Annotated in this window: 19 protein-coding genes; 15 read left to right on the top strand and 4 right to left on the bottom strand. The window is 59.9% G+C overall.

The window, feature by feature from the left end:
* The first annotated feature begins 15 nt into the window (after nt 1–15).
* Nucleotides 16–558, top strand: coding sequence for an FKBP-type peptidyl-prolyl cis-trans isomerase (locus HF916_RS41505; protein WP_168794479.1), 543 nt, complete (start codon nt 16–18; stop codon nt 556–558).
* On the opposite strand, the gene HF916_RS41500 is transcribed toward HF916_RS41505, so the two are convergent.
* Both HF916_RS41500 and mutS read right to left on the bottom strand, forming a co-directional pair.
* On the bottom strand, nt 538–1,896 hold the full coding sequence (locus tag HF916_RS41500; protein ID WP_168794478.1) for a hypothetical protein: 1,359 nt from the start codon (nt 1,894–1,896) through the stop codon (nt 538–540). The genes HF916_RS41505 and HF916_RS41500 overlap by 21 nt on opposite strands.
* Nucleotides 1,883–4,519, bottom strand: coding sequence for a DNA mismatch repair protein MutS (gene mutS, locus HF916_RS41495; RefSeq protein WP_168795831.1), 2,637 nt, complete (start codon nt 4,517–4,519; stop codon nt 1,883–1,885). The genes HF916_RS41500 and mutS overlap by 14 nt, the downstream gene beginning before the upstream one ends.
* 237 nt (nt 4,520–4,756) lie before the next feature.
* Between mutS and HF916_RS41490 the strand changes: the two genes are divergently transcribed.
* On the top strand, nt 4,757–6,073 hold the full coding sequence (locus tag HF916_RS41490; RefSeq protein WP_168794477.1) for a tyrosine-type recombinase/integrase: 1,317 nt from the start codon (nt 4,757–4,759) through the stop codon (nt 6,071–6,073).
* Nucleotides 6,074–6,163: 90 nt separating this feature from the next.
* Here the strand turns inward: HF916_RS41490 and HF916_RS41485 are convergent, their stop codons facing one another.
* A complete protein-coding gene (locus tag HF916_RS41485) occupies nt 6,164–6,628 on the bottom strand; it encodes a helix-turn-helix transcriptional regulator (RefSeq protein WP_240975717.1) in 465 nt (154 codons plus the stop codon).
* 567 nt (nt 6,629–7,195) lie between these two features.
* Here HF916_RS41485 and HF916_RS41480 point away from each other — a divergent pair.
* From HF916_RS41480 to HF916_RS41435, 10 genes are all read left to right on the top strand, one after another.
* Complete coding sequence (locus HF916_RS41480; protein WP_168794476.1) at nt 7,196–7,495, top strand: hypothetical protein; 300 nt, start codon at nt 7,196–7,198, stop codon at nt 7,493–7,495.
* Nucleotides 7,495–8,538: a conserved phage C-terminal domain-containing protein gene (locus tag HF916_RS41475; RefSeq protein WP_168794475.1), complete on the top strand. Its 1,044-nt coding sequence runs from the start codon at nt 7,495–7,497 to the stop codon at nt 8,536–8,538. Before HF916_RS41480 ends, HF916_RS41475 begins: the two co-directional genes overlap by 1 nt.
* 62 nt (nt 8,539–8,600) lie before the next feature.
* Entirely contained in the window at nt 8,601–9,038 is a 438-nt protein-coding gene (locus tag HF916_RS41470) for a hypothetical protein (RefSeq protein WP_168794474.1), read from the top strand.
* The gene (locus tag HF916_RS41465) at nt 9,035–9,478 is read left to right on the top strand and encodes a hypothetical protein (protein ID WP_168794473.1); all 444 of its coding nucleotides are present in this window, start codon (nt 9,035–9,037) and stop codon (nt 9,476–9,478) included. Before HF916_RS41470 ends, HF916_RS41465 begins: the two co-directional genes overlap by 4 nt.
* 1 nt (nt 9,479) lies before the next feature.
* A complete protein-coding gene (locus HF916_RS41460) occupies nt 9,480–10,445 on the top strand; it encodes an AAA family ATPase (protein WP_168794472.1) in 966 nt (321 codons plus the stop codon).
* 1 nt (nt 10,446) lies between these two features.
* A complete protein-coding gene (locus tag HF916_RS41455; protein WP_168794471.1) occupies nt 10,447–10,749 on the top strand; it encodes a hypothetical protein in 303 nt (100 codons plus the stop codon).
* 448 nt (nt 10,750–11,197) lie between these two features.
* Complete coding sequence (locus HF916_RS41450; RefSeq protein WP_168794470.1) at nt 11,198–11,551, top strand: hypothetical protein; 354 nt, start codon at nt 11,198–11,200, stop codon at nt 11,549–11,551.
* A 68-nt stretch (nt 11,552–11,619) separates the two neighbouring features.
* Nucleotides 11,620–12,252 carry a hypothetical protein gene (locus HF916_RS41445; RefSeq protein WP_168794469.1) on the top strand — a complete coding sequence of 211 codons (633 nt, stop codon included), beginning with the start codon at nt 11,620–11,622 and terminating at the stop codon, nt 12,250–12,252.
* A gap of 58 nt (nt 12,253–12,310) precedes the next feature.
* A complete protein-coding gene (locus HF916_RS41440; RefSeq protein WP_168794468.1) occupies nt 12,311–12,976 on the top strand; it encodes a J domain-containing protein in 666 nt (221 codons plus the stop codon).
* A 37-nt stretch (nt 12,977–13,013) separates the two neighbouring features.
* Nucleotides 13,014–13,535, top strand: coding sequence for a hypothetical protein (locus tag HF916_RS41435; RefSeq protein WP_168794467.1), 522 nt, complete (start codon nt 13,014–13,016; stop codon nt 13,533–13,535).
* A 244-nt stretch (nt 13,536–13,779) separates the two neighbouring features.
* Here the strand turns inward: HF916_RS41435 and HF916_RS41430 are convergent, their stop codons facing one another.
* Nucleotides 13,780–14,067 (bottom strand): GIY-YIG nuclease family protein, encoded by a 288-nt coding sequence (locus tag HF916_RS41430; RefSeq protein WP_168794466.1) that lies wholly within the window; start codon nt 14,065–14,067, stop codon nt 13,780–13,782.
* A 395-nt stretch (nt 14,068–14,462) separates the two neighbouring features.
* Here HF916_RS41430 and HF916_RS41425 point away from each other — a divergent pair, with 395 nt between their 5' ends.
* From HF916_RS41425 to HF916_RS41415, 3 genes are all read left to right on the top strand, one after another.
* Nucleotides 14,463–14,855 (top strand): hypothetical protein, encoded by a 393-nt coding sequence (locus HF916_RS41425; RefSeq protein ID WP_168794465.1) that lies wholly within the window; start codon nt 14,463–14,465, stop codon nt 14,853–14,855.
* Nucleotides 14,856–15,066: 211 nt separating this feature from the next.
* On the top strand, nt 15,067–15,315 hold the full coding sequence (locus HF916_RS41420) for a hypothetical protein (protein WP_168794464.1): 249 nt from the start codon (nt 15,067–15,069) through the stop codon (nt 15,313–15,315).
* A gap of 233 nt (nt 15,316–15,548) precedes the next feature.
* Entirely contained in the window at nt 15,549–16,319 is a 771-nt protein-coding gene (locus HF916_RS41415; RefSeq protein ID WP_168794463.1) for a glyoxalase superfamily protein, read from the top strand.
* Nucleotides 16,320–16,505: the final 186 nt, after the last annotated feature.

The raw sequence follows: 16,505 nt of genomic DNA, 5'->3' as shown, positions 1-16,505 counted from the left end.
ATTCTGGAGAATCGAATGAAAATCGCAAAGAACACCGTCGTGTCGGTCGCTTACAAGCTGTCGGATGCGCAGGGCAATCTGATCGAAGAAAGCGACGAGCCGATGGTCTATCTGCACGGCGGCTATGATGGCACGTTCCCCAAGATCGAGGAAGAGCTCGACGGCCACGAGGCCGGCTTCGAGACCCAGATCCAGCTCGAGCCGCAAGACGCGTTCGGTGAGTACGACCCTGATCTCGTGAAGATCGAGCCGCGCGATCGCTTCCCGGAATCGCTCGAAGTCGGCATGCAATTCGAAGGCACGCCGGAAGAAGGCGACGAGGATCTCGACTCGTTGGTCTACGTGGTGACCGATGTCGCCGAAGACAAAGTCGTGCTCGACGGCAACCATCCGCTCGCCGGCATGGCACTGCGTTTCGCGCTGACGGTGAGAGACGTGCGTCCCGCTACCGAAGACGAAATCCAGCACGAACACGCGCATGGCGCCGACGGCCTCGAAGTCCTCGACGAAGACGAGGACGACGAAGAAGAAGGCAAGTCAGGGCCCACGCTGCACTGAGCTTGCAGGCATGCCGGGCACGCTTGAAGAAGCGCCCGGCGTGTGCGGCTGACTAGCCGAGGCGGGCGGTGTCGACGTGGCCGGCCCGTAGCCACCGCCGCCCTGATCCGCCGGTATGCGCGGTTGCTGATCCAGTTGCGACTCTCCGGGCGTCTGCAGCAGCGGCGGCAATTCCGAGGCGGGTCCGAGCGCCGGTACAGCCGGCATCGAGGCAGCCGGTTCATCGCGCGGCAACACGGGTTGCGCGGTGGGCATCGGCATTTGCTTCGGCACATCGCGCACACTCACGCGGAACGGCGGTTTCCTGCCGAGGTCCGCATCCACCTGAATCCACTGGTTGAGACGGTCATGCGGCGCGAGCGCCACACGCGTGAGATTCGTGACCAGCATTCCTTTGTCATTGCGTAGCGGCTGATCGATCACGAAGCCGGCGCTTGCACGCTCGTCGTCGCAATGAATCACCAGTACCGGTCCACGGAAAATCTGCGCGAGCTTCACGAGGCTGCGTTTGAATTCCAGAAAACCGTCGCGGCGGGTGTTGCGCGCAAAACGCAGCCACGCGAAGCGGTCGGGCCGTTCGTAACGCTCGGGGTCCGGGTCACCTTGAATGAACACGACGATCGCATGCGCATCGCGGCGTTTCGCATATTCGCCAGCATGTTCCAGCCAGAATGCATTGGCGATCACGCGGTCTTCAAATTCGCCGTTGCGTCCGCCCGCGGTCAGATAATGATTGTTCGGACTCGGCGCATTCACGCCGACGAACACGGTATCGCCCACTTGCCAGCGCACGTTCTCGCGATACGGGCGAAAGCGCGAGACTTCACTTTCACGCGTCAATGCGATCGGGTTCTGACCCATCGAGGTGGCGTCGGCGAAGAGCGTTTGACGCAACTGGTCGAGGCGCTCGGTCGGATCGAAGCCGCCGGCTTCGCCCGTGCCGCAATCTGCCCAGTCGTGCTGGCCGGGAATGAAGAAGAGGGCGGGCCGTGACGTTTCGAGCAGCGCGTGGCGGCGTTCGTAAAGCGCGTCGCGGCAAGCCTCTTTCGCGCCCTTCAGATTGCCGTCGTACACGATGAACGACACGTCGCGCTCGCGGCTGATCGCTTCAAGCAACCGCTGCGTGGGCGCTTCGTCGGCGACGCTCTGCATCGTGTTGGCGATGACCGCGAAGGTGTAGTGCGGTGTGTCGGCGTAGGCCGCCGACGCGAAACCTGACAACCCCGCGAGCAGTCCCGCAAGCGGCACGCCACCACCCATGAGTGTGAGGGCGAGGGTCAGCGCCGCGCGAAGTTTGCGCGGACGCTGCGGGCGCCTGTGTGCGTCAATGATCCGCATCCGGCGCGGCGGCCAGCTCGTGCAGTTCATACAGCAGATCGAGTGCTTCGCGAGGCCGCAGATCGTTCGGATCGATGCCGCGCAGACGCTCGACGAGCGCCTGCATGGCGGGCGACGCCGCCGGTTCCGTCTTCCCGTCACGCTCGTCGTCAGAGTCTTCGAGCAGCATCGGCATGGGCGTGGCGAACAGATCGAGTTGCGGCGCGGGCTGTGCGGCCGACTGCTGTTCGAGATGCGCAAGATGCTTGCGCGCCGCGCGAATCACCGCATTCGGCACGCCGGCAAGTTGCGCGACCTGCAGACCGTAGCTCTGATTCGCCGGACCTTCGCTGACCGCGTGCAGGAACACGATGCCGTGCCCATGCTCGACCGCCGACAGGTGCACGTTGGCCGCCTGCGGAAACTCCGCCGGCAACTGCGTCAATTCAAAGTAGTGCGTGGCGAATAGCGTATGGCAGCCGTTGTGCGCGAGCAGATGCCGCGCGATCGCCCACGCCAGCGCGAGGCCGTCGAACGTGGAGGTGCCGCGGCCGATCTCGTCCATCAGCACGAGACTTTGCGGCGTGGCGTCGTTCAGGATCGCGGCGGCTTCGGTCATCTCGACCATGAAGGTCGAGCGGCCGCCGGCGAGGTCGTCCGCTGCGCCGATGCGCGTGAAGATACGGTCGATCGGCCCGAAGGCGGCGCGCCGCGCGGGCACATAGCTGCCCACGTACGCGAGCAGCGCGATCAGCGCGGTCTGCCGCATGAAGGTCGATTTACCGCCCATGTTCGGGCCGGTGATCAGCAGCAGTTTGCGCTCCGGCGTGAGCGCGCAGTCGTTAGCGATGAACTGCTCGACCTGCGCCTCGACGACCGGATGCCGTCCCTGTTCGATTTCGATGCAGGCGTCCGCCGAGAACGTCGGTGCGACCCAATCGAGCGCGCGGGCGCGCTCGCCGAAGGCCGCCAGCAGATCGAGTTCGGCGAGCGCCGAGGCGACTCGCTGACAATCCGGGATGAAGGGCAGCAGCGCCTGCAGGAGCGCGTCGTAGAGCGAGCGTTCGCGGGCGAGCGCGCGTTCCTGCGCGGACAGCGCTTTGTCCTCGAACGTTTTCAGTTCCGGCGTGATGTAGCGTTCGGCGTTCTTCAACGTCTGACGGCGGCGATAGTCGTCGGGCACCTTGTCGGTCTGGCCGCGCGTGACTTCGATATAGAAGCCGTGCACCTTGTTGTATTCGACGCGCAGATTGCCGATGCCCGTGCGTGCGCGCTCGCGTGTCTCGAGGTCGATCAGGAACTGCCCGCAGTTCTCCGAAATATCGCGCAGCTCGTCCAGTTCCGCATCGTAGCCGCGCGCGATCACGCCGCCGTCGCGCACCATGGCCGATGGTTCCTGCGCAACCGCTCGCTTGAGCAATTCGACGCAGGCTTGCGGCGGTTCCAGCGAAGCGTCGATGCGCGCCAGCGAATCCGCATTCGGCGCAACGGCCGCGAGCTGCATGCGCAACTCGGGCAACGCGATGAAGGTATCGCGCAGGCTCGACAGATCGCGAGGCCGCGCGGACAGCAGCGCGAGACGCCCGGTGATCCGCTCGATGTCCGAGATTTGCCGCAACGCGCCGCGCAACGAGTCGACGCTCGTGCCCGGCGGTGCGTCGAGCAAGGCGCCGATCGCCTGCTGACGCGCCTGCGCAATCGCCGATTCGCGCGGCGGATGATGCAGCCAGTGACGCAGCAGGCGGCTGCCCATGGTCGTGCAGCAGGTATCGAGCAGCGAACACAGCGTGGGCGATTCAGTACCGCGCAGTGTTTCCGTGAGTTCGAGGTTGCGGCGCGTGGCGGGGTCGAGCCCAATATATTCGGATTCGTATTCGACCTTCAGGCTGCGCACATGACGCAATTGCTGGCCTTGCGTGGCCGCGGCATACAGCAGCAGCGCGCCGGCCGCACCGCATGCGCAGGTCAGCGAATGCGCGCCGAAGCCGTCGAGGCCCGCCACTTCCAGCTGATCGCACAGGCGTTGTGTGCCCGAGGTGACGTCGAAGTGCCAGACCGGCACGCGGGTGAGGGCGCCCGCATTGACCGGCGGCGTCCAGCTTGCCGAGTCACTGGGCGTGTCGGCCACCAGAATTTCCGCGGGACGAATGCGTTCGAGCGCGGCCGCCACCTGGTCGGGCGCGACTTCGGCAAGGCGCAACGCGCCGCTCGCCAGATTCAGCCATGCAAGACCGACGCTGGTCGCGACGCCGCGACGGTTATGCGCGACGCACATGGCCAACAGATAGACATCGCTCTTGTCGGACAGCAGCGCGGCGTCCGTGAGCGTACCCGGCGTGACCACGCGCATCACTTTGCGCTCGACCGGGCCCTTGGACGTGGCCGGGTCGCCGATCTGCTCGCAAATCGCGACGGATTCGCCGAGCTTCACGAGCTTGGCCAGATATTGTTCGACCGCGTGATGCGGCACGCCGGCCATCTTGATCGGATTGCCCGCCGACGCGCCACGTTGCGTAAGTGTCAGATCGAGCAGACGTGCGGCTTTTTCCGCGTCTTCGAAAAAGAGTTCGTAGAAGTCGCCCATCCGGTAGAACACCAGCGTGCCCGGATGATCCGCTTTGATGCGTAGGTACTGCTGCATCATTGGTGTTTCTGATTTCGCGCCGCCCTTGCTGGTGGCCGCTTCCGTCGTTGTCAATCCCTTCACTCCTATATCTGGCGGGGCTTCCCGCGCACTTCATTTGCCCAACTACATCCAACAGCGTCCAACTACATTCTGCGTGAAAGTGCAGGTTCTTGACACCCGTCTCCACAAAAACCTGCACTGAGGCTAGACTACTGTCGTCGGGAAAACCTACACCAACCAACCGAGGGCATGACCATGAAACTTGACCTACGCGCGGCAAAAAGCCTCAAGGCCGGGGAGCATATCAATATCGAGGGCTGCCCCGGTTTTCGCCTTGTCGGAACATCCGGCACTACCGGCACCTGGACGTATCGCTTCCGCTCGCCGGTTGACGACAAGATTCGCCAAGTCAAGATCGGCGATTGGCCGTCGATGTCGATCGCTGCCGCTACGGCCGCATGGGAAGCGCTGCGCGCCGCTCGCGACTCAGGCCGAGACCCAGCCAAGGAAAAGCGAGCAGAGCGCACCACGGCCCGCGCAGCGCCTTCGGCGGACTCGATGTTACCTCACGCGTCGCCGACGGTGCGAGACGTGGCTATGGCGTACCTGCGCGGCCACGTGCAGCAGGCCAGAAAGCTGAAGGGCGCGAACGAGGTAAAGCGCATGTTCGATACGATGCTGGGCCCTGTGGCGGAAAAAGACGCCGCCACGCTGACTCGCCGGGACGCGTTCAGTCTTATTGAAGGGTACGCCGCGATCCCGGTGCAGGCCCAAAACCTGAAGCGCGAACTGGGTGCAGCATTTGACTATGCACTGGATAGCGGGCTGCTGCCGGAAGCATCGATGAACTGGTGGCGTCAGATTCTCCGCGGCAAGCTCAAGAGCCAGGGTAAGAAAATCGCCGGGGAGAAGATCGGGACGGCAAAGCGTGTGCTCTCGGCGAATGAACTGGGTGAGTTGGTGACGTGGCTGCCGAATTTCAGCCGCCTCGTTGAGGACGCCTTGGCGCTCTACTTATGGACTGGGACACGCGGCGCAGAGATCATGGCAATGACCGGCGCAGAGGTGGCCGACGAGCCCGCTGGTCTGATTTGGACGCTACCCAAGGCGAAGACAAAAAATGCCCGCCACGCGAACGCGATGGATTTGCGCGTGCCGCTTATCGGGCGCGCCGAAAAGATCGTTCGTCGGCGCAAGGAGCAGTACGGCGGCGGCTACTTGTTCCCCTCAGAGAAGGGCGCGGGTCATACGCAGCAGAAAATGATTAGCGAAAGTGTGTTCTTCAGGCAACCGTACTGCAAGATTCGCGACAACTGGGACCGGGCCCGGCTGACCGTCACTCACTGGTCGCCCCATGACTGCCGCCGATCAGTCCGCACCTTATTGGCGGCCCTTGGTTGCCCACATGAAATAGGTGAGGCGATCATCGGGCATATGCTGCCGGGGGTCGGCGGGATTTATAACTTGTACCGCTTTGACCCCGAGCGGCGCGAATGGTTGACTCGTCTCGATGCAGAGTTAGAGCGTTTATCTGCCGATCACCTTAAAGGCTTGGCGGTTGCGCCTGCATAGTACTCGCCGCCGCGTCTTCGATGCGTCACTCAGCGCGAAATTGCGCTCAGTGAAGTCGCGGCTACAGCCAAGTCCATCAATCAAGCTGTTTCATGCGGCGCTCCTTATTCCCGCGTTGACCGGTGGCAACATCGAAGCGACCGGGCGGCTGATCGCCCATTGCTCGACTTCCGAAAACAGCCAGCCGACCCGCCTAGCTGACAATTCACGAGGCTTCGGGAAACTCCCTTCGCGTACGAGTGCCTGAATGCCTCCGGTGGACAGGGAGACCGTCGCCGCAACGTCTTTCAGATCGAGAAATAGTGGCCTGACGTGCGACCGGCGAGGCTCAGAGTCTGAGTCGCCATCCTCGCTCGCCGGTTTACGCGCCGGTGTGCGGCGTTGCGTGCGCGGAGCGCGGACCGGCGATGGTGCTGACGATCCACCGCCAACGTCCTGCATAGCGCACTCGTTGCGAGCCTCAAGCGCGCGGAAGATCGTGTGACTGAAGCGCTCGCGCTGGCGGGCTGGCCTGAAGCCGGCAAAAAAGGCAGCAAAAAGTGGGTTCTCGGTCATGGGTTCGGTCCAGTTAACGAAAAAGGGCGGAACCCTGCCCCTGCAGGTCCGCCCTTCTGAGCAGAACTATAACCGTCTCTCTGCGCGTCGCACAGTGGCCGAATTTGCGCAGACCGTTTTCGGACACTTCGAAATAAAAATATTTCCGTACGAGCAGAAGGCTATTTTCATTTCTGCGCGAAAAACAGACGCTTTTAAATCATGGCGTTATGCGTGGAATTGGCTAATTCATTCTGCGTAAAATGCAGCAAAGCCTTGCTGGGCGGGGATTTGAGAGATTTTGCACGTTGCCACTTTTGGTGGCTGTCGGTATAGTTCGTCTACGGCTTGCGATAGTGAGCCAGCTAGTCTGAAGTCCGCGGGGCAAAGAAAAAGCCCCGAAGGTCGGCAAAACCTTCAGGGCTGACGATCTGACCGAAAAACCTGCAAGAAGGCGGTCAGTAGTGCTTAATGACAAGCGATTATATCCCGCTGGATTCCGTTTTTCCAGCACTTTGACGAGCGACACGACGCGCTTGTACCCCGAAACCTGCATTACTGCTCGCCCTCGCAATCTAAGGAGGGTATATGCCCCACGCTGTTCAAGTCGCTGACCTTCAGCGCATCGCAGAAGACAACCGTATCAGTCTTGAGGGCAAGGCGATCCTCTTGTACCTGGTGACGCGCGAACCGGGCTACCGCCTGACCATTCCGGACCTGGTTGCCGTGACATCGCAGGCGCGTATCACGGCCGGCTCGAAGACCGTCTATAACCGCCTCAACGAACTGATCGCTCTCGGTTACTTGACCCGCAAGCTGATTAAGAGCGGCTGCGATTACTTCATCCATTCGACGCCGCTCAACGTTGCCGACGGCAAGGCTGCGTAATGGCTCGCATCCGCACTGTTAAACCCGAATTCTGGACGGCAGACCAGGTCATGGCGGTCACGCCCTTGGGCCGCCTGCTGTTTATTGGTCTCTGGAATTTCTGCGACGACGCCGGAATCCACCAGGCAAGCCCCAAGCGCCTTAAGGCTGAAGTGTTCCCGTCCGATGACGTGTCATCAACCGATGTTTCCGCAATGGTTGCCGAACTGGTGAAGGCCGGCCTTCTCATGGAATACGAAGTCGATGGCGAGTCTTACTGGCAGGTGACCGGCTGGCATCATCAGAAAATCGATCAACCGACGTACAAGCATCCGCGCCCCGACGGTACGGTTCCGGCCGCCGCTGAGAAGCGTCGCGCGAACCGTGCCGCCAACTCGAAGCCGTCCGCCAAACCGGAAATGTCCGTTGAACATTCGCCTAGCGCTCAGTGCTCAGACGGCGATGGGTCGGCGAATGTTCGCGGAGTGTTCGCCGAACATTCGCCGAACACCAGCGGAGTGCTCGCGGAGTGTTCGCTCACGGAAGGGAAGGGAGTGGAAGGGAGTAAACCTAAAACCCTTGTCTGGCAGAAGCAGCCTGACGACGCGGATTCGCAATCCGACGATGTCGGCTCCGCGGAACCGGAACCCGTGCAGGCAGAGTTTTCCCTGGCCGCTGATTCGCCGCCTGCTGACGATCCGCCTGCCGAGCCGCCGAAGTCTGACGTTGCTCACGACATTCTGGCATATCTGAACGAGAAGACCGGGCACGCCTACGAGCCGGTAGACGCCAATCTCAAACGCATTCGCGCACGCTTGGCCGAATCGACGCCCGAAAAGGTCCGCGCGGTGATCGACGCCAAGTTCGCGGAGTGGACCGGTCCGAATGCGAAGTCGGGTATGGCGAGGTATCTGCGCCCGGCGACATTGTTCGCGGCTGAGAACTTCGCGAACTATGTCGGCCAGCTTCGCAGTGGGTCGATAGTGGACGAGGCTGCACCGGGCGAGCGCCCGATTCCGCCCGGATACACGGGACGCACCGCGTCAGGAGAGCTTTACGTCTGATGCGTAGATACGCACCACGCCTCGCACCGAAACATTGTAATCAATTTGAAGGACTGCTTACCGTGACCGAGTTATCGCGCAAAACCATTGCTGCCGCGCTGGCAACTACTCGCAGCATCCCGAGCATTCTGAATCCTGAGATTGACGCCGAGAATGTCGTCATGCCTCCAGGCGTCCCACTCCCTGAAACGGGCTTTGACTCTGCGGTTCTGCTTTACCCGTTGCGCCCTGGTGGCGTCAACCGTGTTCGCGCCATCAAGGAATGGATTGCGCGCGTTAAAGAGGGTTGCAGCCCGGTGGGTATGACCGATGGCATCCGCCGCTATGCCGAGCACTGCAAATCGAAGGGAATCAACGGAACGCATCGCGTGATGCCACTGGATTCGTTCCTTGGCCGTCGCCTGCAATTCCTTGATGCGTGGACAGCTACGGGCAAACCGTTCGAGCCGCCAATACCCGAAGGCATGAAGCGCAGTTCAACCGGGGAGCTTTACCTGTGATTGCCGCTCTGCCGATGACCGCCAACGCGCGCCGCATTCTCGAAATGCGCGAGCGTGGCGAGCATCCGAGGGATTTTGTTGCGGTGTCTTTCGTCGGGAAGATCGAAGACGAGCCGACCGGGTTCGTGGTGTACGGCAAGCCAGAATCTTCCTACGACTGGCGCTGGTGTGTCGGCCTTCACGTGATCGTGTTCGCGCGTGGCGGCCCCGACATCCTTCGCCAACTGAAGCATATCCGCAACGCCGGGCCGAAAGAATTGTGGCTTTGGGACGTAGACGACAAGCGCGGCGCTTACGTGCGTTTTGAGGCTCTCCCTAACCCTGTGACGCCCGAGAACGTAACGCGCCTCCGCTTGCGTCTTGAGCGTGGCGAGGTAGATATTGAACTGACAACAATGCACGTTTGGAATGAACGTGAACTGATCAAACTGGGATTCTGATATGAACGTTATTCGCGGTGAAAAGTTGGACCTGACGAAGTACCTGCAAGTTGACGACGAACACGCCGTTGTTCCGGCGAGTTCATGGTGCGACGAGGTAATCCACATGTTCCACCAGCCGGATGGCTCGCCGATGCTTCCGACTCTCGGATGGCCAAAGGCACCCGGACATCTGTTCTCGTTTCGTCCGTCCGAGGTAACGGTATGGGCTGGCCCGAATGGTTCCGGGAAATCGATGTTGACGAGCCAGGTTGCGTTAAATCTTTGCGAGCAGGGCGAGAAGGTGTGTGTGGGCTCGCTTGAAATGAAGCCGTTCAAGACTATGGGCCGCATGTCACGTCAGGCGTCGGGGTCTTCGGAGCCGAGCGTGCAGTACATCCGCGACCTTCACGCATGGACCGATGGGAGACTTTGGCTTTACGATCAAGTCGGCAATGTGCGCCCGGAGAAAATGGTTGCAGTGATCCGCTATGCTCGCGAGAAGTTCGGAATCGGCCATTTCTTTATCGATAATCTGACAAAGGTCGTGGCCGGCGAAGACGACTACAACGCTCAGAAGAATTTCGTCAACACTTTAACCGAGGTAGCGCACGACACCGGCGTTCACATTCACCTGGTGGCACACGTCCGCAAGTCCGGCGACGAATACGCGCGCCTTGGAAAGAACGACATCAAGGGCACGGGCGCGATCACCGATCTCGCCGACAACGTATTCATGGTTCAGCGCAACAAAAAGCGCGAGGCGGTCGAACTTGGCAAGTTGACGGTGAAGGATAACCAGGAATACGACCGTGTGATGGCGGAGCCGGACTGCTTCCTGTCACTGGAAAAGCAGCGCCACGGCGACTGGGAAGGAGTGTTCTCGTTCTGCTTTGATCGCATGAGCCAGCAGTACGTAGAGGTGCGCGGTAACAATCCGCGCATGTATCAACTCGACGAAGTTGGCTTTGACGTGGACAATTTCTAACATGAAAGTATCCGCACAACTTATGCAGGACCTTCGCTATCTGGCCGGCATTTGCCAGTGGACCGAGTGGAGCAAAGACAGGATCAAGGCGTCCATCAAGGAATCGCCCGAAGAGTTTTCGCACCTCCTTTCGTCGCTCGCCTCGGCGTACCGCGTCGGATACCCCGGCCCGAATCATGAGGGCTTGGCCATGTTCTGCGTTGAGCACGGCATCAAGCATCCGTATGTTGGCGGCTTGTCCGATGTAATGGATTGCGGCCCGCTCTGCGAGAACGTCTTAACAGCAGCGGCTGCTCACGCTTAAACATCCCCCTCCGCCAGAACCGCGCACACGGCTCTGGCGGCATCTCGCCAATGGTGTGGTCAGGGCGACTCGCCAGAACGGCTTGAAGTGCCTCAAAAGAATTTTCAGAAACAGATTTAGCGTAACTCCGGTTCGCGGACATGTATCGCCCGCGAACGATACCTCAAACAACCGCAAACCAATATGTATCGCCCGCGCGCGATACCACTCGAAAACATGGCACAGAAACGTTTGACCCCGCGCAAAGAGGCGATCCCTGCGCTTGCTGAAACACAAGTTCGAGAAGGGATACGACTACGACCCGGACGACTATGAATTGGCAAGCAACTGACGGCAACGCCGAAGCGCCTGCGCGTGGATGTGCGCGAAGCCGCTGAGCGCCGCGACGACCTTCGCTAACGCCCTCGACGCAGCGGTGCCAGTACGGGTCGCTGTACGAAATTACGACGTGAACGTTTCTGAGCGGGTCGAAAAATATAGTTCGAATCTATTGACATGGTTCGATTATGCCTCTGGTGCTGGTTCCCGCAGATCTATTCTGCGCACCGCGCAGAGGCTGTACGAAAACGGGCATATTCTGCTTTCGGGGAAGTTTTCTGCAGCTTCTTTTTCTGGCTCAATTCGGGTGTGTCAACAACAACCCAATGGAGTAAGCAAGATGCAACGCAAACATATCCACATTCCTGATTCCATCAACGACCGCGCTAAGGCGTGCGCCGAGAAGCTGGAAATGTCACTCGCAGAATTTATCCGCCGCGCCATCGAGGCGTCTCTCGAAAAGCACGAGGCGAAGACCGTATAAGTAACGCGTCGCCGGTGGATCGGTAACCTGTAAAACAGGAGTTGTACTAATTTTTTGATTATCGAGCAATGAAAAAATCAGACCTGCATTCCCTGACTCGCAAGATTATCGTTGGCGCGAAGGCCGCCGCCGCAAAAGAGCATAGCGCTCGTGCGTACTGGTTGTCTGTGTGTCGCGAGCAGCTTCCCGAGAACGCCACCGCGTCGAATGTGATTTCGCTGATTAAGGGTGCTGTGAAGCGTGGTGCGCGCCACGTCAAGTATGACGCTGCGCTGGCAGCACTTCAGAGCGCAATCGCCGAGAAGGAGCGCTTTATCGAACCGCTGTTCAAGATGCTGCAAGCGTCCGATGAGGTTGGCACTGTGGCCGAACGCATCGCGCTTTGCGGCGTTCACTCTGACCACGCGAAGAAAGCCGTCGAGGGCTATATGAGTTTGTGGATGATCGGTAGCCGCATGGAGTCGCCCGCTGAAGATATTGCGATGCGCGAAGACGATCCGTACGTGGGCGAATGGGGTCCGCTGTACGACACGATCGGATGGTATGTGCGCATGCACGCAGAAGGTGAGGAATATGCATTGAAAATCCTTCGTGCGGCGACGCCGATTCCCGGCATTGAGAAGTACGGCGTGCACGACGGTCAACTTGTGCGCTCGTGGAGCCCGTGGGCTGTGAGCGGCGACGAGTGCGCCGACGCCTAATCGACCATCGCCCCGGTTCGACGTTCGACCGGGGCAATTCAACCATCGGCCCAACAAAGTGACCCACTACGAAATCCTCTGCATCGCGCGCACCGCGTCGCCTGCGGTCATCAAGTCCGCGTATCGCAAGCTGTGCTTGGAGTTTCACCCTGATCGCAACCCCGGACAGGACACAACGGCCGTCATGCAGTCGATCAATGCTGCGTATGCGGTCCTGGGTGATCCTGCGGCACGTGAGGCGTATGACCGCAAAAATGGTTTTGCGTCGTCATTTTACGATGCATTAAGAAGGGCCGCCGCCGAGGCGGAACTTGCTGAGTATGCTACGAAATTGGCTGCGGAATGGGCTGCAACTGTCGCTGCCGCCCGTGCTGCTGCCGCTGTCGTTGCCGCTGCTGGCGAGAATGAGCCGCTCAAGCCGCCGCCTGCCGACACTGGGCCGAAGGTCAAGCCGAGGCGCACGAAGGCAGCCACGCCGCCGCAAAACTCGCCTACGGCTGATCAGGAGGCGATGACGCGCGAAGCACTGATGTCTGAAATCAAAAAACTGTGCTTGCCGTCAGAATACATTAGTCAAACAGCCGGTGTTATGGCAGTCCGCGCCTGGAAATCCAGGGTCGCGAAGGCGTGGGGGATCGCCTCGATACCGAACGCGAGCATATCCGCCCTAAAGGCTGCTCGCGACGAGATGCTGGCCGCAGCTAGTCCGAAGACGGCAACCTAACCAAATCTTCCGGTTCGCCGGGCATCAAAGAATTTTCATGCAAGTTGAGAAAATCCCGGGCACGCTGACCGATCTTCGTCGGCACTCCACGCGCCTGACTGCGGACGTCGTTGTGTTGCAAAGGTGTCTGCGCAGCGTCTGCAAGCAGAAGCTTGCCGGGCACGCCAACCATCAAGCGATCGCGATCGCCGAAGAGTCGGCCGGTAATTTGATGGCGCGCACCTGCATGGAAATGGCGGCCGTCGGGGACGTGCTGGTCCAGCTTGGCGGATTCATTGATGCGAACCTGACGACGCAGAAGGCCGATCTGCTCGGCGCTGGCCGCCGCGGTGTGGCGCTGCCGGATGGGATGCCGTTCCTGGCGATGATTGAGGGCGGGCTCGAAGTTCCGAAGGCGGCCGACGGTCGCGCGCTCTGCGGCCTGCTGTTCATGATTTTTGCGGCGCATTACGGCGTTTCTCTGAGAGCGGAGACCGAGCGCGAGCAGGCGGAAGCCATCGCTACTCGCATCGCGGCCGCGGGGCTGCTCTCGATGGGGCAGGTGACGACGCTCCAGTGATTCCGTCTCACCCATGAAAAAGCCATCCGCAAATTGGTGGCTTTCCTGTTTCTGCGGCCGGTTACTTGCGACGCTTTGGCGAATCCCCTGGATCATTGGCCTCGTCAATGCGGTCGCGAATCCATCCAGCGCCGCCGAGCCTGCGGCACTTCTCCCAGCGGGAGTCATCCATGCGCACTTGGCGCGGCGTCATGGCCTCGCCGGATGGGGCAATGGGTGGCCGCCCATCGCTGCCGAGCGGATTTCAGTTAAAGCATCCGTCGCCCATGTTTTCGGCGATCAGGGTTTGCTCGATCAGGTCGATTTCACTTTCCCCGGCGAGGACGTGAACGCGAAACGTGAAAGTAGGTTCTCCGAATTCCGACCATTCGGCTTGAAGCCTGGTGTTGTGGTGCTTACCCTTGCGAAGTTGCGTGACGTGCTGCCCGAAGCGCTTGCCAAGATTCTTTGTCTTGCCGATATAGACGCGCCCGTTCGCCGCGTTTTCGATCATGTACACGCCCGGCGCGTTCGGCGCTGATGATGCTGACATGCTGCTTCCCTATGAGAGTTGATCATCTGCTCATGGGTGGCTCCTGGTGGTTGAGGGGGCGCGCATCGAGCGTCGCATGTAGATCACTCGTCGCGAGACTTCGCTCGTTCGTGCTTGGCGCGATGCTGGCGCAAGAATTCGCGTAGCCATTTTGCGCCGCCGAGCGACTTGAATGTCTCCCAGTCCAAGCGGGTAAGCCGCAGGGAACTAGATACCAGTTCGGTATCTGGATCGACGGTCGGGCGTCCGCGACCGCGCTTGATGTCAGGTTTCGTCGTCATAGGGCGAAATTTTAGCATGATTAGATGGGGTGCAAAAAATCGCTTGACTCTCTATTATTCGGGGTGCAACAATTAACTCCATCGCAGCACACAACACGAAACCCGGAGCAAGCAATGCATGCAGCCTCAGCCCTCAATCAAAATTCAATCGTCGCGCACATCCTGCTCGGGTCCGACAGTTCGTTGCGGACTGCTATGGTGAGCGTAGACCTGCTGTCGCGTCATTTCTTTCGAATTGAGTCCATCGTGTGTGCGGTCGGCGACGTGGCGGACCTTGCGCGTTTAGGCGGGCGAACACTCCATGACGCGCTTGTCGAGTGCCGCGAGCATGCGCGTTCTGAAGACGTGATCGGCGTCGTTGACTGCCTCTCGCGTGCGGTTTCCGCGCATCGCATCGCGAGAAATTTGTTCTTGGCGATCGTTGAGCTTGCCGATGCTGAAGTCGCGAAACTGGCCCAACTTGGAGTCAACCTCGCGAAGTCGGTCCTAGATGATTTGGGCGCGTAAGCACTGATCTTTTGCAACCTATCCGATTTCCGCGTCTTGCGGCGAGCCTTCGTGCATCGCCGGGAATAAACACACCCTGAGGTTTCTCATGTGGATTTGCCTTTCGAATGCTTTTCTGTCAATCGTCAACAGCGACCGTGACCCGACCGTCCTAATGGTGCGTGCGCGTCGCCGCGGCGACATAGAAGCGACCTTTGGGCCGGAAACGCAGGTGACTACGCTGCCGGGTCGCGATTACCAGTTCCGCGCATTCATCCGTCGAGACCTCGTCAGCGCAGTGATTGCTCAGGCGCTCATGGAAATCGATTACGGCAACTTCAAAAACAGCGTCAAGGACCATTACCTGCACGACGCCTATGCGGAAGTGTGGGGTGTCATGGCCGGGCTACAGGAGATTCGCCCGTATGACACGAAACCGCGCGCTGGATTCCAGAAGCATTCGCAGCGCGTCAAGCGATGAGCGACTCCTTCGGGAAATGCCAAAGTCAGTGGACTTGCTATCTCGCCGCCGAACGACCATGTCGCTATAATCGTTTCGCGCCGCTCCAGCGCGCCGTCCTCACCCGTTACTGGGTATGGTGAATCGGAGCTAGCCTAAGGTCCTCTTCAATCGCATCTGAATGAGCGCGGGGCAGGGCGTGTAACGAGGACAGCATCGCCCAAGACCTTGCGCCATCACAAGGAGCGAGAGTTTTGGACATCTTCGAACCAACAGCCAGTCAGGCTGCATTTATCCTCCGCCGCTATCTGAAGTCTGTCGGCGTCGACATATCACTTGCAGTCGCCCAAGAATGCGTTGCGCGTGTTCGAGGGTATGCGGACTGGAATGTCCTAGCCGCGCACATTAATCCACGCGCGGACAGTTCGGCTTCGAGCGCGAGCAGCGCACATAAACCCGTTGAGGCTCAACAGCACGAATACCCTCTTGAGTTGGCACGATTGCCCACGTCCACGTGGGTGGACGTGTTTGAATCCTGCTGGCCAGAGCAAATTCACCGAGCCGAAACAAAAGCGGACTTCGAGCGCCTGCAACCGATGTGGCGGTCGCTGAACATCAGACGGAATTTTGAGCGAGAGCAGCTACTGCGCGCAGACTTTTTCTTGGCACTTACGTCGGCCGAATTAACGGACCACTATCGGCATGTCGCAGGCGAGCCAGGACTGGGCAAGGCTGAGCGCGGGCATTGGATTCAATTTGTGTTTGAGCGACGCATCGAAAATCGCTTCAGCCTCAAGATTTGTCCGACATTGAACTGGGACGGCTTGGAAGTCCTTTTCCTGATAGATGTATTTGATCATGTGGCAGGCGATGCTTACTTGGGTGAGGTTTGGCACGAACCCGTTGTCGCCGAGCCTAGTGAGAGTTTGGCGGAAGTTATCGCACGAGCGCTTGTGGTCGCAGATCGGCTCTGCGCCAACTTCAGGGGATGGCTGAACACAAACAGTTTTATGCGAACCGCCTAGGGACTAAGGAGTGGTTAATGCGGGGCTGATCCGAGCGCATCTACTACCCTGGTCGCACGATGGCCGCGCGTCGGTAGACTTCAGGAAACCGGCGTCGCGCGCTCTCCATCACAACCATATGCGCCGCGCGCATATTCTGTCCCGGTTACCGATGGTGACCTCTTGGTGACCGAACCCGTTCGTGAT

The organism is Paraburkholderia aromaticivorans (assembly GCF_012689525.1).
In the GTDB taxonomy this organism is placed as follows: domain Bacteria; phylum Pseudomonadota; class Gammaproteobacteria; order Burkholderiales; family Burkholderiaceae; genus Paraburkholderia; species Paraburkholderia aromaticivorans_A.
The sequence above is the reverse complement of the archived record's forward strand: the minus strand, read 5'-3'. Positions and strand labels throughout refer to the sequence as shown.

Coding starts and splice junctions, on each gene's coding strand:
- HF916_RS41505 (WP_168794479.1), top strand. CDS start 16: ATGAAAATCGCAAAGAACACCGTCGTGTCGGTCGCTTACAAGCTGTCG.
- HF916_RS41500 (WP_168794478.1), bottom strand. CDS start 1,896: ATGCGGATCATTGACGCACACAGGCGCCCGCAGCGTCCGCGCAAACTT.
- mutS (WP_168795831.1), bottom strand. CDS start 4,519: ATGATGCAGCAGTACCTACGCATCAAAGCGGATCATCCGGGCACGCTG.
- HF916_RS41490 (WP_168794477.1), top strand. CDS start 4,757: ATGAAACTTGACCTACGCGCGGCAAAAAGCCTCAAGGCCGGGGAGCAT.
- HF916_RS41485 (WP_240975717.1), bottom strand. CDS start 6,628: ATGACCGAGAACCCACTTTTTGCTGCCTTTTTTGCCGGCTTCAGGCCA.
- HF916_RS41480 (WP_168794476.1), top strand. CDS start 7,196: ATGCCCCACGCTGTTCAAGTCGCTGACCTTCAGCGCATCGCAGAAGAC.
- HF916_RS41475 (WP_168794475.1), top strand. CDS start 7,495: ATGGCTCGCATCCGCACTGTTAAACCCGAATTCTGGACGGCAGACCAG.
- HF916_RS41460 (WP_168794472.1), top strand. CDS start 9,480: ATGAACGTTATTCGCGGTGAAAAGTTGGACCTGACGAAGTACCTGCAA.
- HF916_RS41455 (WP_168794471.1), top strand. CDS start 10,447: ATGAAAGTATCCGCACAACTTATGCAGGACCTTCGCTATCTGGCCGGC.
- HF916_RS41445 (WP_168794469.1), top strand. CDS start 11,620: ATGAAAAAATCAGACCTGCATTCCCTGACTCGCAAGATTATCGTTGGC.
- HF916_RS41435 (WP_168794467.1), top strand. CDS start 13,014: ATGCAAGTTGAGAAAATCCCGGGCACGCTGACCGATCTTCGTCGGCAC.
- HF916_RS41430 (WP_168794466.1), bottom strand. CDS start 14,067: ATGTCAGCATCATCAGCGCCGAACGCGCCGGGCGTGTACATGATCGAA.
- HF916_RS41425 (WP_168794465.1), top strand. CDS start 14,463: ATGCATGCAGCCTCAGCCCTCAATCAAAATTCAATCGTCGCGCACATC.